The sequence below is a fragment of the Serratia sp. LACPHL-BACT-2024-00286 genome (assembly GCF_043109535.1).
Lineage (GTDB): Bacteria > Pseudomonadota > Gammaproteobacteria > Enterobacterales > Enterobacteriaceae > Serratia > Serratia sarumanii.
In genome coordinates this window covers 78,077-91,052 of sequence record NZ_JBICNA010000009.1, presented here as the reverse complement: position 1 = coordinate 91,052, position 12,976 = coordinate 78,077, and the positions used below count along the sequence as shown (strand labels likewise).

Below are 12,976 nucleotides of genomic sequence, written 5' to 3'. Positions count from 1 at the left end.
CGCTAGTTTCGGTTGCGGTTAACTTTGATCACATCCGGCATGATACGGATTTTACGCATAATGTTTGCCAAATGGATGCGATCGCGGGTGGTCAAGCGGATAAAGGCGCTATAAACCCGACCGTCTTTCTCTTCGGTGTTCAGGCTCTGAATATTGGACTCGGCCGCGTTGATCGCCGCCGTCAGGTTGGCCAACGCGCCCTGGTGGTTGAACATATCCACCTTGATCTCGGCGATGAACTCCTGCTCGGTCTCTTTATCCCACTCGACCGCCATGAACTTCTCAGGCTCTTTCTGATAGCCGCGAATATTGCGGCAGGACTCATGGTGGATCACCAGCCCTTTGCCCGGGCTGACGTGAGCGATAATCGGATCGCCCGGAATCGGACGGCAGCACTTGGCGAAGGTGATCAACACCCCGTCGGCGCCCTTGATGGCCAGGTTACGCACGCCGGAGGATGCGCCCAGGCTGGACTGATCGCCCTGCAGGTTCTTCGCCACCACCACGCTCATGGCGTTGCCGAGGCCGATTTCCGCCAGCAGATCGTCCAGCGTCGCCAGCTTCATACGGTCCAGCTCGTGCTGAATGTTTTCCTGCGGGATTTCGGCCAGCTTGCGGCTGCCGCCCAGCGCGTGGTTGAGCAGACGGCGGCCGAGGCCGACGGAGTCGTCGCGCTTGAGGTTCTTCAGCATCTGGCGAATTTTGGCGCGCGCTTTCGAGCTGACCACGAAGTTCAGCCAGGCGGCGTTGGGCCGCGCGCCCGGCGCGGTGATGATCTCGACGGTCTGGCCGCTGGTCAGCGACTGCGACAGCGGGTACGGCTGACGATCGACGCGCGCGCCGACGCAGGCATGGCCGATATCGGTATGCACCGCATAGGCGAAATCGACCGGCGTGGCGCCGGCGGGCAGCTCGACGATGCGGCCTTCCGGGGTGAAAACGTAAATCTCATCCGGGAACAGATCGGATTTGACGCTCTCGATAAACTCAAACGAACTGCCGGCGCTTTGCTGCAGTTCCAGCAGGCTCTGCATCCAGCGCTGGGCGCGGATCTGCGCCGTGGTGCCGGTTTCGCCCTGTTCTCTTTCCTTGTAAGCCCAGTGCGCGGCTACCCCCATCTCAGCCATCTGGTCCATGTCTTCGGTGCGGATCTGCACTTCGACCGGCACGCCGTGCGGGCCGATCAGCGAGGTATGCAGCGATTGATAGCCGTTGGCCTTGGGAATGGCGATGTAATCTTTCACTCGCCCCGGGCGCGGTTTGTACAGGCTGTGCACCTGGCCGAGCACGCGGTAGCAGGTATCGACCTCTTTCACGATCACCCGGAACGCGTAGATATCCATGATGGAATGGAAACGCTGTTCCTTGAGGTGCATCTTGAGGTAGATGGAGTAGAGGTGTTTTTCCCGCCCGCTGACGCGGCAGGCGATACCGGCTTCGGTCAGTCGCCCTTCGATCTCGGAGAGGATTTTTTGAATCATCTCTTTGCGGTTGCCGCGCGCGGCTTTCACCACTTCCTTGATCACGCGATAACGGTTCGGATACAGCGCCTCGAAGCCCAGCTCTTCCAGCTCGGTCTTCAGGTGATGAATACCCAGACGGTGGGCGAGCGGGCTGTAGATTTCCAGGGTTTCACGCGCGATGCGCCGGCGTTTGTCGGGGCGCAGCGAACCGAGGGTGCGCATGTTGTGCGTACGGTCGGCCAGCTTGATCAGCACGACGCGGATATCCTGCACCATCGCCATGATCATCTTGCGGAAGTTTTCCGCCTGCGCTTCTTTCTTGTCCTGGAACTTCAGCTTGTCGAGCTTGGAGACGCCCTCAACCAGTTCGGCGACGCTCTTGCCGAACAGCTGTTCCATATCTTGATAGGTGGCTGGGGTGTCTTCGATGACGTCGTGCAGCAATGCCGCCATCAGCGTCTCGTGATCGAGACGCATTTCCGCCAGGATGCAGGCCACGGCGACCGGGTGAGTAATGTAAGGCTCACCGCTGGAGCGTGTCTGGCCCTCGTGCGCGTCGCGCGCGACGAGGTATGCCTGTTTGAGGCGCTTAATCTGCTCCTCGGGCAGGTAACGTTGAATCAGCAGATTCAGGCTTTCAAACAGGTACAAGGCGGACTCGCAGTCTAATTAACGACGACCTTCAGCAATCGCGGTAACCGCTTGAATCTCTGCGGCTTCCTGCTCTTGCTGCTCCTGGCGCTCACGCACGTCGAGGATCTGGCTGGTGATCAGGCCTTCTTCGATTTCGCGCAGGGCGATAACGGTGTACTTGTCGTTCTCTTCCGGAACCAGTGCATCTTTGCCGCCGGTCTGGATCTGACGCGCCCGACGAGCAGCGACCAACACCAGGTCAAAACGGTTACCAATTTTCTCTACAGCGTCTTGAACAGTTACGCGTGCCATATTTGTGCTACTCCACAGGTGACGAAAAGACTGGGCATGATACTGAAACTGCCTTCAGTCTGCCAATAGTTTGCTGATTAAAGCGTCATGCCGCAGCAACTGGCGGCCCAAACGCAGGCGTTCGGCGCGAATGATGGTCTTTAGATCGGACAGCGCCAGATCGAAATCATCGTTCACGATCAGGTAATCGTACTCCGCGTAATGCGTCATTTCCGCCACGGCCTGAGCCATGCGCTTGGCGATCACCTCTTCGGAATCCTGCCCGCGCCCGCGCAGGCGGCGGCCCAGTTCTTCCTTCGACGGCGGCAGAATGAAGATGCTGCGCGCCTGCGGCATTTTGGCGCGGATTTGCTGCGCGCCCTGCCAGTCGATATCCAGAAACACGTCCACGCCGGTCGACAATACTTGTTCGATGGCGGCGCGCGAGGTGCCGTAATAGTTGCCGAACACTTCGGCGTGCTCAAGAAACGCGTCCTGCTCGATCATCCGGCGGAATTCGTCTTTCGAGACGAAGAAATAGTGCTCGCCGTGATTTTCACCCGGGCGGCTGTCGCGCGTGGTGTGCGAAACCGAAACCTGCGTGTCGTACAGCGGTTGCGTCTTTAACAAAGCCTGAATCAGACTTGATTTACCTGCGCCACTGGGAGCAGAGACAATATAAAGCGTGCCTTGAGCCATGATGATGTTCGTTGATAACGGTTGATATGCCAATAACAGCGGATGTGTATTTTCTCCGCACAGTATACACGGCTAACGCGCCGGGTGCAGCGTTAGCTCGCATTTTGCCCGCCGCTTTGCGCGGAAAAAGCGGCGAATGAGCGAATTTGCGCGTCGAAGGGCGACATTTCAGCTGTTTTGGCCTCGGCGGCGGCGCGTTGCCGCCCCGAGATCAGTGATCCGGATGCTGGTAGTTGAACACCGGCAGGCCGAGGCGGAAGCGCAGGGCGATAAGACGCGCACTCAGGCCGGCGACCAGCGTGAGGATCACCACCAGATTGTGCGGCAGGCTGAGGTGCTGCAGGCCGATATACAGCCAGGCGGCGCTGAAGGAGATGCCGGCGTAGATCTCTTTCTGGAAAACCAGCGGGATACGGTTGCAGAACATGTCGCGCAGCACCCCGCCGAAGACGCCGGTGATCACTGCGGCGATGGCGGCGATAATGGCGCTGTGTCCCATATCCAGGGCCACCTGCGCGCCGATGATCGAGAAGACGATCAGGCCGACGGCGTCGAGCACCAGGAACAGGCGGCGCAAATGGCGCATCAGGGGAGCCACCCAGGTGGTGACGATCGCCGCTATCGCGACGATGACGATGTATTCCGGGTGTTTGACCCAGCCCAAAGGAAAATGCCCGAGCAGCATATCGCGCACCGACCCGCCGCCGATCGCCGTGACCGAAGCGATGATGATCACGCCGAACATGTCCATTTGGCGGCGGCCGGCCGCCAGCGCGCCGGTCATGGCTTCGGCGGTGATGCCGATGATATAAAGGATGCTCAGTAACATAAGGGATTCACAGCGTACTTGCGTCAGAATGATGGCCGGCAGGGTAATCGCCGCCGAGGACGCGCGCCACTGAGTTTTTTTCACCGATGGCTTTTCGGATTAATTTAGCTAATCCAAACTCCGTTTTTATTGCCGATAACCAGCCTTTTTTAACATCTGGCTGTTGATGAAAGCATTAGAAATTTCGCGCTGGTTTCCATCGCTGACTATGCTTTTTGCAGCGAATCCTTCAACCGATAAACCGAGACTGCAGATGAAAAACTCCCCGAGATTGGCCGCCGGCGCCGTGGTGGCCGCCCTGCTGCTGAGCGGCTGCGTGGCGCCAGGCCACCAGGCTGTGCCACCCGCCCCGGCTTGCCGCACCGGCGATCCGCTGGTGCAGACAACGCTCTACTTCGGCCTGAATCGCCCGGCGGGGCCGGCGATCACCGCCGCCGAGTGGCAAACCTTCGTCGATAGCCAGGTGACGCCGCGCTTTAAAGACGGGCTGACGGTCTTTGATGCCAAAGGGCAGTGGCTGGGCCACGACGGCAAGTTGGCGCGCGAGAACAGCAAGGCGCTGCTGCTGATCCATGCACCGGGCAAAGAGAGTGAGATGAATATCGAGGCGCTGCGCAGCGGCTACAAGCAGCAGTTTGCGCAGGATTCGGTAATGCGGGTGGATGCGCCGGTGTGCGTGGCGTTTTAAAGCGAACTCCCGGCCCTGCGGCCGGGAGTGGGGATTACAGCACCAGGCCGGCGATGGCCGCCGACAACAGGCTCACCAGCGTCGAGCCGTAAACCAACTTCAGGCCAAAACGGGAAACCACGTTGCCTTGCTGCTCGTTCAGCCCCTTGATGGCGCCGGCGACGATGCCGATGGAGGCGAAGTTGGCGAACGACACCAAGAACACCGACAGAATGCCCAGCCCGCGCGGCGACAGCTCCGCCGCGATTTTCTTCAGCTCAATCATCGCCACGAATTCGTTGGCCACCAGTTTGGTCGCCATGATGCTGCCCGCCTTCAGAGCCTCTTCCGCCGGGATACCGATCAGCCAGGCCAGCGGATAGAACACATAGCCGAGGATCTGCTGGAAGCTGATGCCGAGCACCGCGGAGAACAGCGCATTGACGGCGGAGATCAGCGCGATAAAGCCGATCAGCATCGCCGCGATGATCATCGCAATTTTGAAGCCGGCCAGAATGTATTCGCCCAACATTTCGAAGAAACTCTGATCTTCATGCAGTTTGTTCAGCTTCAGCTCCGGCTCGTCTTCGACCTGATACGGGTTGATGATCGACAGAATGATGAAGGTGCTGAACATGTTAAGGATCAATGCCGCCACCACGTACTGCGCGTCGATCATCGACATGTAGGCGCCGACGATGGAGAGCGATACCGTCGACATGGCGGTCGCGGCCATGGTGTACATGCGGCGCGGCGAGATATCGCCGATGATGCCTTTATAGGCGATGAAGTTCTCCGACTGCCCCAGCACCAGCGTGCTGACGGCGTTGAACGATTCCAGCTTGCCCATGCCGTTGACCTTGGACAGCAAGGTGCCGACCAGGCGAATGATCAGCGGCAGGATGCGGAAATGCTGCAAAATGCCGATCAGGGCGGAAATAAAGATGATAGGGCACAAAACGCCGAGGAAGATGAATGCCAGACCATCCTTGCTCATGCCGCCGAACACGAACTCCGATCCTTGGGCGGCGTAGGCGAGCAGAGTGTCGAAGAAGCCGGCGACGTGTTTGATCACGCTGAGCCCGCTGGCGGAGTGCAGGAAGAAATAGGCCAGCGCGCCTTCGATCACCAGCAGCTGGATGATATAGCGCAGGCGGATTTTCTTGCGATTATTGCTGACCAGCAGCGCCAGGGCGATGATCACCACCAGAGCCATAATAAATTGCAGAATTTGTGGCATAAACGGTCCGTACGGTTCACGGGCAGGAAAAAACACATTTAGCCACAGCATCGCCGCCCTTTCATTACCTTGCGTGATAATTAGAACAAAATACTTATGGCGTGCGGGATATCTTGCCGATTGTCATCCGCACGCGCTGCTCGGCAGTTTTTCATAAGCTTCCCGGTGGCCGGTTGCCCAGAGGCCTGCCGGCTCGCAACCTGATGCAATCGCCGTCACTCGCGTGCAAACGCCTGGAATCTGGCTCGCAACTGGCGCTTTTTCATGGCGTAAAGCGTGGTTTTCTCGAGAGAGGCAGAGAAAAATGCCTGAACAAAGCGCCACGACCGGCGCGTATTTTCTCGGACAAGGAGGCGAACGATGAATACCGGCACGTTGCTCAGGGCGCTGGCCAACGGCGTTAATCCCGACACCGGCGAGCTGTTGAGACCGGCTTCGGCGGCCTGTGCGCCGGAGGCTATCCGCCTGCTGTTCGCGTTGGCCAACGAGTTCGACGGTGAAGCCGAACTGCAGAAAAAAGCCCGGCTGACGCCGGAGGAGAAGCGGCAGAAGAATCTGGCCGAGGGCCGGCCGGCCAATGCCTACTTCCCTTGGCCGGAAGAAGAAAAACTGCGGCTGCGTGAGAGCCATGCGGCCGGGGCGACGCTGGAAGCGCTGAGCGATGAGTTCGAGCGCTCAACCTGGAGCATTGCGGTGCAGCTGCAGAAAATGGGGCTGATTGATGAAGAGCAGGCGGCCGCCCATCGCTGATCTGCAGCCATAAAAAAGCCCGCTTGGCGCGGGCTTGATGGCATGCGGGGCAGGATCACTCGATGTTCTGGATCTGCTCGCGCATTTGCTCAATCAGCACTTTCAGCTCGATGGCGGAAGCGGTGACGTCGGCATTGATCGACTTGGAGGCCAGGGTGTTCGATTCGCGGTTGAACTCCTGCATCATAAAGTCGAGGCGGCGGCCGACGGCTTCTTTCTTCTTCAGAATGTTGTGCGTCTCTTTCACGTGCGCTTCCAGACGGTCCAGCTCTTCGGCGACGTCGATGCGCTGCGCCATCAGCACCAGCTCCTGCTCCAGGCGGGTGTTTTCCAGCTGTACCTGTGCCTCTTCCAACTTGCTGACCAGGCGCTCGCGCTGCCATTGCAGGATGTTCGGCATCTGGGCGCGCACTTTGACCACTTCGGCGCTGACGCCGTCGAGGCGCTGTTCGATCAGCGTTTTCAGCGCGGCACCTTCGCTTTCGCGTGCGACGATGAAGTCATCCAGCGCGCCGTCCAGCGCCTGCATCAGCTCGGCGCTGATGGCGTCCAGATCCTGCTCCTGCGCGGACATCACGCCCGGCCAGCGCAGCACGTCGATCGGGTTGATTTCACCTTCGTCGCTCTGCATTTTCACCCAGTTGGCGGCTTCGACCAGCTGTTTGGCCAGTTTTTCGTTCAGGATCAGCGAGCTTTGCGCGCTTGGATCCAGCTCGAAACGCAGGTTGCATTCGACTTTGCCGCGGGTCAGGCGGCCACGGATACGTTCACGGATCACCGGCTCCAGGCTGCGGAATTGTTCCGGCAGGCGGATGTAGGTTTCTAAGTAGCGCTGGTTAACGGAACGCAGCTCCCAGGCTGCGCTGCCCCATTCACCCTTGATTTCACGCCGGGCGTAGGCGGTCATGCTGCGGATCATTGATGCGTACCCGTAATAGGAAAAGATGGGACGATTATAGCGTCGCGGCTGCGGGCAGGATAGGCATTACGTCACGAAGCCCGTATAATGCGCAGCCAATAGTTGATTTGAAGCCGGAGAGAGCCCATGCGTCCTGCAGGCAGAGCACCACAGCAAGTTCGCCCCCTGACACTGACCCGTCACTATACCAAACACGCTGAAGGTTCAGTGTTGGTTGAGTTTGGCGATACCAAAGTCTTGTGCACCGCCACGGTAGAAGAGGGCGTTCCGCGCTTCCTGAAAGGCCAGGGGCAAGGTTGGATCACCGCCGAGTACGGCATGCTGCCGCGCTCCACCCACAGCCGCAACGCTCGTGAAGCCGCCAAAGGCAAACAGGGTGGCCGCACGCTGGAGATCCAGCGCCTGATCGCCCGCTCGCTGCGCGCCGCGGTAGACCTGAAAAAGCTCGGTGAATTCACCATCACCCTCGACTGCGACGTACTGCAGGCCGACGGCGGTACCCGAACTGCCTCGATCTCCGGCGCCTGCGTGGCGCTGGCCGATGCGTTGAACACGCTGGTGGCCAACGGCAAGCTGAAAGCCAACCCGATGAAGGGCATGGTGGCGGCGGTTTCCGTCGGCATCGTCAATGGCGAAGCGCTGTGCGATCTGGAGTATGTGGAGGACTCCGCGGCGGAAACCGACATGAACGTGGTGATGATGGAAGATGGCCGCATGATTGAGGTGCAGGGCACCGCCGAAGGCGAGCCGTTCAGCCACGATGAGCTGTTGGCGCTATTGGCGCTGGCCCGAGGGGGCATCGAAACCATCTTCCAGGCGCAGAAAGCGGCGCTGGCGGACTGATTTTTTAAGGCGACTGAGAAGTCGCCTTTTTTATGCCCGGCGATCGGGCGGCAGTAATGACAAGACCCAAGCAGATTCAGACGAGGAGAAGCAGTAATGAAAGCCTATCAGCGCCAGTTTATCGAGTTCGCGCTTAACAAGCAGGTATTGAAATTCGGCGAGTTCACCCTGAAGTCCGGCCGCACCAGCCCGTATTTCTTCAACGCCGGCCTGTTTAATACCGGGCGCGATCTTGCGCTGTTGGGGCGCTTCTACGCCGAAGCTCTGATGGACTCCGGCATCGATTTCGACCTGCTGTTTGGCCCGGCCTATAAAGGCATTCCTATCGCCACCACTACGGCGGTGGCGTTGGCGGAACACCATGAGCGCGACGTGCCTTACTGCTTTAACCGCAAGGAAGCCAAGACCCACGGCGAAGGCGGTTCGCTGGTAGGCAGCCCGCTGCAGGGGCGCGTGATGTTGGTGGATGATGTGATCACCGCCGGCACCGCGATCCGCGAGTCGATGGAAATCATCGGCGCCAGCGGCGCTTCGCTGGCGGGCGTGCTGATTTCCCTCGACCGTCAGGAACGCGGCCGCGCAGATATCTCCGCCATTCAGGAAGTGGAACGCGACTATCACTGCAAGGTGATTTCGATCGTGACGCTGAAGGACCTGATCGCCTATCTGGAAGAGAAGCCGGAAATGGCGGACCACCTGGCGGCGGTGCGCGCTTACCGTGAGCAGTACGGGGTGTAAGTAAAAACGCCGGGCATGCCCGGCGTTATCTTTATTGCAGCTGGGCCGCCAACAGCGGCCAGCGGGCGTCGAATTCCTGCGTTGGGCGATAGCGGAATTCCGAACGCACATAGCGCGACAACATGCCTTCGCAGAAGGCCAGCAGCTGGCTGGCCAGCAGCGTTTCATCGACGATAAAGCCTTTGCCTTCGCGCAATTTGCGCTCTTTCAGCACCTGTCGCAGCTGCGCCTCGATGCGTTCGAACAGCTGGTTGATGCGGCCCTGCAGGCGATCCTGTTCAAACATCAGCGCGTGGCCGGTCATGATGCGCGTCAGCCCCGGGTTGCGTTCCGCAAAGCCCAGAATCAGCAGTAAAATCAGGCGCAGACGATTAAACGTCTCTTTCTCGTCCTGCAAGATCAGGTTGATGCGGGTGATCAGGCTGTCTTCGATAAACTCGATCAGGCTGTCGAACATCCGTGTCTTGCTGGGGAAATGCCGGTACAGCGCAGCTTCAGAAACACCCACGTTCGCGGCGAGCTTGGCGGTGGTGATGCGTTGGCTGCCGTCGCTGGACTCCAGCATCTGGGCTAACGCCTGCAATATTTCCTCGCGCCGATTCCTTTTCGTCTTTTCTTTTTCTGCCATGTCTGATTAGACCCTTGCTAAAACTTAACTGACGGAAACCCGGGCACCGGCCGCTGCAGAGCAGGCTCTGTGCGGCTTATGTGATAGCTTTTTTACGATGCTGGGGTCAGCGGCCTTAACGGCCTTTTTCCACGCTGCCTGGTGTGCGCTGCAATTGTCGCGGTAAAACCTTGCCGCAGAGACATCCTTCTCCCCGGAAAGGCAAGGTTCAGGCGACGTTTCCCTGCCGGCCCTCGTGCCTTGGGTGGCGCTTAGTGGCGCCCCGAGTGGCCGAAGCCGCCTTCGCCGCGCTCGCTGCCGTTGAATTCTTCCACCAGGTTGAATTCTGCCTGCACTACCGGCACGAAGACCATCTGCGCGATGCGTTCACCCGGCTCTATGGTGAAGTGCTTCTGGCCGCGGTTCCAAACGGACACCATCAGCTGGCCCTGATAATCGGAGTCGATCAGGCCGACCAGGTTGCCCAGCACGACGCCGTGCTTATGGCCCAGGCCTGAGCGCGGCAGGATCACCGCCGCCAGGCTTGCGTCGGCGATATGGATCGCGAGGCCGGTAGGCAGCAGCGTGGTTTCACCCGGCGCCAGCTCTACCGCGCTGTCCAGGCAGGCGCGCAGGTCGAGACCGGCGGAGCCCGGGGTGGCGTAGGTCGGTAGCGGGAAATCCTGACCGATGCGCGGGTCGAGGATCTTAACGTCGATTTTTTTCATCATAACGGCTGACTATCTCGTCTATTAAACGTTGGCCAAGGAGTGCCTTGTCGCTCAGCGCCAGGCGTTTCTCTCCATCCTGCCAAAAAAGGTGCAGGGCATTGGTGTCGCTGTTGAACCCGTGCTCTGCAAGCGATACATCGTTAGCGCAAATCAAATCCAGCTTCTTACGCGCCAGTTTTTGCCGCGCGTATTCTTCCACATTCTGGGTTTCGGCGGCAAACCCCACGACAAACGGTCGATTTTTGGTCATCGCCGCCACGCCGGCGACGATGTCGGGGTTTTTTACCATCTTGAGGATGATTTCATCACCCTGTTTTTTTATTTTTTCATCGGCGATCCGCTCGGGGCGGTAGTCGGCCACGGCGGCGCAGGAGATGAAAATCTGCTGTTGCGCGGCGCGCTGTTGCACCGCCTGCTCCATCTCCAGCGCGCTGGTGACGTCCACTCGGGTGACCGATGGCGGCGTCGGCAGGCTGACCGGCCCGGCGATCAGCGTCACCTGCGCGCCGCGGGCGGCGGCGGCGCGGGCGATGGCGAAGCCCATTTTGCCGGAGCTGTGGTTGCTGATGAAACGCACCGGATCCAGCGCTTCACGCGTCGGGCCGGCGGTGATCATAACCTGCAAATGTTGCAGATCCTGCGGGGCGGAAAAATGCGCGTTCGCCAGGTCGACGATGTTCAGCGGATCCAACATGCGGCCCGGGCCGACGTCGCCGCAGGCCTGGCTGCCGCTGTCCGGCCCCCAAAGCAGCATGCCGCGCGCCTGCAGCGTTTGCAGGTTGGCCTGCGTGGCGGCGGCGCGATACATCTGTTGGTTCATGGCGGGCGCGGCGGCGATGGGGGCATCGGTCGCCAGGCAGACGGTGGTCAGCAGATCGTTGGCCATGCCGGCGGCGACGCGCGCCAGCAGATCGGCGGTCGCCGGCGCCAGAATAACCAGATCCGCCCACTTGCCGAGTTCGATGTGGCCCATGGCGGCTTCGGCGGCGGGATCCAACAGATCGTCGGACACCGGGTAGCCGGAAACGGCCTGCAGCGTCAGTGGCGTAATGAACGCCTTGGCGGCGTGGGTCATCACCACGCGCACTTCCGCGCCCCTGTCGCGCAGGCGGCGCACCAGCTCTGGGCATTTGTAGGCGGCGATGCCGCCGCTGATGCCAAGCACAATATGTTTGCCGGAAAGTCCCGTCATCATCATTGTCCGATTGAAAGCCGAAAGATGCGCCATTTTAGCATATCCGCCGTTCAGGTGAGCGATTCCGCAATGGCTGCAGGGCGTTACATTGTGCTTTGCGAAACACTTCGCAATGTTATCAAACACCTGTCGAACGCGCCGGGTGGCACATGGCATGCTGTAGCCCTTTCAGGGAGGAACACGATGAGCAACTCGATTGTGGCGTGCTGGCCGGGCGCGCTGGCACCGCGTGAAAAGCTGTTGATGCAGGGGGCGGCGGCGCTGTCCGACGCAGAGCTGTTGGCCATTTTCTTGCGCACCGGGTTGCCCGGCGTGCACGTGATGCAGCTGGCGGAGCAGCTGCTGCGCCGGTTCGGCTCGCTTTATCACCTGATGTCGGCCGATCATCAGGCTTTTTGCAGCCAAAAAGGCCTGGGGGATGCCAGCTATACGCAGCTGCAGGCGATTGCCGAGCTGGCGCTGCGCTTCTTTTCCAGCCATTTGTCGCAGGAAAACGCCATGCTCAATCCGCGGGTCACCCAGCATTATCTGCAAAGCCTGCTGGCGCATCGCGAGCGGGAGGTCTTTTTGGTATTGTTTTTAGACAATCAGCACCGGGTTATTCGCCATCAGGAGATGTTTGCTGGTACCATCAGCAGCGTCGTCGTCTACCCGAGAGAAATTGTGCGCGAAGCGTTGAAGGCTAATGCCGCCGCGCTGATTCTCGCGCATAATCACCCTTCGGGTAAGGCTGAACCCAGTCATGCCGACCGCTTGATAACGGAACAGGTGGTGAAAGCCTGTCAGTTATTGGAGATCCGAGTGCTTGATCATTTGGTGATCGGTCGGGGTGAATGCGTCTCTTTTGCCGAGCGCGGATGGCTTTAAGCGATTTTTTCGCGATCCTTGTGGGATCTTTAGCTGTTCGGGACTTGAGCACTTACGCTTCAGAGCGTATACTACGCCACCTTTGAGAATCTTGGGTTTGGCGCAAGAGCCTATCTCAGCAGGTTTCTGACCTGATGTGTGGTTTCTACCTGATGACGAGAGTCTCCTCAGTATGAAGTTTGCTGAGATGGGCTCTAAAAGCCTGACGAGGCGGCCATACCCTATACGAAGCTCGAGCTGATTTGATTTTTGGAGAATAGACATGTCCCGAGTCTGCCAAGTTACTGGCAAGCGCCCGGTGAGCGGTAACAACCGTTCCCACGCAATGAACGCGACCAAACGCCGTTTTCTGCCTAACCTGCACTCACACCGTTTTTGGGTTGAGGCTGAGAAGCGCTTTGTAACTCTGCGTGTATCTGCTAAAGGTATGCGTGTTATCGATAAGAAGGGTATTGAGACGGTTCTGGCCGATCTGCGTGCCCGTGGTGAGAAGTATTAAGGAAC

General features: G+C 59.3%; 15 protein-coding genes. 6 read left to right on the top strand and 9 right to left on the bottom strand.

The genetic code is table 11. The features are described 5' to 3' along the window. Nucleotides 1-2: 2 nt before the first annotated feature. The 4 genes from spoT to ACF8MC_RS22800 form a co-directional block, all read right to left on the bottom strand. Nucleotides 3-2,114, bottom strand: coding sequence for a bifunctional GTP diphosphokinase/guanosine-3',5'-bis pyrophosphate 3'-pyrophosphohydrolase (spoT, locus tag ACF8MC_RS22815; RefSeq protein WP_019452189.1), 2,112 nt, complete (start codon nt 2,112-2,114; stop codon nt 3-5). Nucleotides 2,115-2,132: 18 nt separating this feature from the next. Then, nucleotides 2,133-2,408 (bottom strand): DNA-directed RNA polymerase subunit omega, encoded by a 276-nt coding sequence (rpoZ, locus tag ACF8MC_RS22810; protein WP_004931221.1) that lies wholly within the window; start codon nt 2,406-2,408, stop codon nt 2,133-2,135. Nucleotides 2,409-2,462: 54 nt separating this feature from the next. After that, on the bottom strand, nt 2,463-3,086 hold the full coding sequence (gene gmk / locus ACF8MC_RS22805; protein WP_033636481.1) for a guanylate kinase: 624 nt from the start codon (nt 3,084-3,086) through the stop codon (nt 2,463-2,465). A 211-nt stretch (nt 3,087-3,297) separates the two neighbouring features. Continuing rightward, nucleotides 3,298-3,915 (bottom strand): trimeric intracellular cation channel family protein, encoded by a 618-nt coding sequence (locus ACF8MC_RS22800; protein WP_025304704.1) that lies wholly within the window; start codon nt 3,913-3,915, stop codon nt 3,298-3,300. 253 nt (nt 3,916-4,168) lie between these two features. On the opposite strand from ACF8MC_RS22800, the gene ACF8MC_RS22795 reads away from it, so the two are divergent. Continuing rightward, nucleotides 4,169-4,603 (top strand): DUF3574 domain-containing protein, encoded by a 435-nt coding sequence (locus ACF8MC_RS22795; protein WP_033636480.1) that lies wholly within the window; start codon nt 4,169-4,171, stop codon nt 4,601-4,603. A gap of 34 nt (nt 4,604-4,637) precedes the next feature. Here the strand turns inward: ACF8MC_RS22795 and ACF8MC_RS22790 are convergent, their stop codons facing one another. Continuing rightward, nucleotides 4,638-5,822: a NupC/NupG family nucleoside CNT transporter gene (locus tag ACF8MC_RS22790; protein ID WP_004931212.1), complete on the bottom strand. Its 1,185-nt coding sequence runs from the start codon at nt 5,820-5,822 to the stop codon at nt 4,638-4,640. 360 nt (nt 5,823-6,182) lie between these two features. Here ACF8MC_RS22790 and ACF8MC_RS22785 point away from each other — a divergent pair, with 360 nt between their 5' ends. Next, nucleotides 6,183-6,572 carry a hypothetical protein gene (locus ACF8MC_RS22785; RefSeq protein WP_033636479.1) on the top strand — a complete coding sequence of 130 codons (390 nt, stop codon included), beginning with the start codon at nt 6,183-6,185 and terminating at the stop codon, nt 6,570-6,572. A gap of 55 nt (nt 6,573-6,627) precedes the next feature. Here the strand turns inward: ACF8MC_RS22785 and ACF8MC_RS22780 are convergent, their stop codons facing one another. Beyond that, nucleotides 6,628-7,491 (bottom strand): YicC/YloC family endoribonuclease, encoded by an 864-nt coding sequence (locus tag ACF8MC_RS22780; protein WP_015379441.1) that lies wholly within the window; start codon nt 7,489-7,491, stop codon nt 6,628-6,630. 126 nt (nt 7,492-7,617) lie between these two features. Here ACF8MC_RS22780 and rph point away from each other — a divergent pair, with 126 nt between their 5' ends. Both rph and pyrE read left to right on the top strand, forming a co-directional pair. Beyond that, on the top strand, nt 7,618-8,334 hold the full coding sequence (rph, locus tag ACF8MC_RS22775) for a ribonuclease PH (protein ID WP_025160305.1): 717 nt from the start codon (nt 7,618-7,620) through the stop codon (nt 8,332-8,334). A 96-nt stretch (nt 8,335-8,430) separates the two neighbouring features. Next, nucleotides 8,431-9,072 carry an orotate phosphoribosyltransferase gene (pyrE, locus tag ACF8MC_RS22770; protein WP_004931204.1) on the top strand — a complete coding sequence of 214 codons (642 nt, stop codon included), beginning with the start codon at nt 8,431-8,433 and terminating at the stop codon, nt 9,070-9,072. A gap of 31 nt (nt 9,073-9,103) precedes the next feature. Here pyrE and slmA read toward each other — a convergent pair whose 3' ends face one another. The 3 genes from slmA to coaBC all read right to left on the bottom strand — a co-directional run bounded on the left by slmA (nt 9,104) and on the right by coaBC (nt 11,605). Then, on the bottom strand, nt 9,104-9,700 hold the full coding sequence (gene slmA, locus ACF8MC_RS22765) for a nucleoid occlusion factor SlmA (protein ID WP_004931203.1): 597 nt from the start codon (nt 9,698-9,700) through the stop codon (nt 9,104-9,106). 251 nt (nt 9,701-9,951) lie between these two features. Further along, entirely contained in the window at nt 9,952-10,410 is a 459-nt protein-coding gene (gene dut / locus ACF8MC_RS22760; protein WP_049212145.1) for a dUTP diphosphatase, read from the bottom strand. Then, the gene (gene coaBC / locus ACF8MC_RS22755; protein WP_033654544.1) at nt 10,388-11,605 is read right to left on the bottom strand and encodes a bifunctional phosphopantothenoylcysteine decarboxylase/phosphopantothenate--cysteine ligase CoaBC; all 1,218 of its coding nucleotides are present in this window, start codon (nt 11,603-11,605) and stop codon (nt 10,388-10,390) included. Before coaBC ends, dut begins: the two co-directional genes overlap by 23 nt. A gap of 183 nt (nt 11,606-11,788) precedes the next feature. Here coaBC and radC point away from each other — a divergent pair, with 183 nt between their 5' ends. Beyond that, nucleotides 11,789-12,472 (top strand): DNA repair protein RadC, encoded by a 684-nt coding sequence (gene radC, locus ACF8MC_RS22750; RefSeq protein WP_033654522.1) that lies wholly within the window; start codon nt 11,789-11,791, stop codon nt 12,470-12,472. Nucleotides 12,473-12,734: 262 nt separating this feature from the next. Continuing rightward, nucleotides 12,735-12,971, top strand: coding sequence for a 50S ribosomal protein L28 (gene rpmB, locus ACF8MC_RS22745; protein ID WP_004931195.1), 237 nt, complete (start codon nt 12,735-12,737; stop codon nt 12,969-12,971). Nucleotides 12,972-12,976: the final 5 nt, after the last annotated feature.

What these genes read in the sequence shown, in the direction of transcription:
- rpoZ (WP_004931221.1), bottom strand. Translation starts at nt 2,408, where the DNA reads ATGGCACGCGTAACTGTTCAAGACGCTGTAGAGAAAATTGGTAACCGT.
- gmk (WP_033636481.1), bottom strand. Translation starts at nt 3,086, where the DNA reads ATGGCTCAAGGCACGCTTTATATTGTCTCTGCTCCCAGTGGCGCAGGT.
- ACF8MC_RS22800 (WP_025304704.1), bottom strand. Translation starts at nt 3,915, where the DNA reads ATGTTACTGAGCATCCTTTATATCATCGGCATCACCGCCGAAGCCATG.
- ACF8MC_RS22795 (WP_033636480.1), top strand. Translation starts at nt 4,169, where the DNA reads ATGAAAAACTCCCCGAGATTGGCCGCCGGCGCCGTGGTGGCCGCCCTG.
- ACF8MC_RS22790 (WP_004931212.1), bottom strand. Translation starts at nt 5,822, where the DNA reads ATGCCACAAATTCTGCAATTTATTATGGCTCTGGTGGTGATCATCGCC.
- ACF8MC_RS22785 (WP_033636479.1), top strand. Translation starts at nt 6,183, where the DNA reads ATGAATACCGGCACGTTGCTCAGGGCGCTGGCCAACGGCGTTAATCCC.
- ACF8MC_RS22780 (WP_015379441.1), bottom strand. Translation starts at nt 7,491, where the DNA reads ATGATCCGCAGCATGACCGCCTACGCCCGGCGTGAAATCAAGGGTGAA.
- rph (WP_025160305.1), top strand. Translation starts at nt 7,618, where the DNA reads ATGCGTCCTGCAGGCAGAGCACCACAGCAAGTTCGCCCCCTGACACTG.
- pyrE (WP_004931204.1), top strand. Translation starts at nt 8,431, where the DNA reads ATGAAAGCCTATCAGCGCCAGTTTATCGAGTTCGCGCTTAACAAGCAG.
- slmA (WP_004931203.1), bottom strand. Translation starts at nt 9,700, where the DNA reads ATGGCAGAAAAAGAAAAGACGAAAAGGAATCGGCGCGAGGAAATATTG.
- dut (WP_049212145.1), bottom strand. Translation starts at nt 10,410, where the DNA reads ATGATGAAAAAAATCGACGTTAAGATCCTCGACCCGCGCATCGGTCAG.
- coaBC (WP_033654544.1), bottom strand. Translation starts at nt 11,605, where the DNA reads ATGATGACGGGACTTTCCGGCAAACATATTGTGCTTGGCATCAGCGGC.
- radC (WP_033654522.1), top strand. Translation starts at nt 11,789, where the DNA reads ATGAGCAACTCGATTGTGGCGTGCTGGCCGGGCGCGCTGGCACCGCGT.
- rpmB (WP_004931195.1), top strand. Translation starts at nt 12,735, where the DNA reads ATGTCCCGAGTCTGCCAAGTTACTGGCAAGCGCCCGGTGAGCGGTAAC.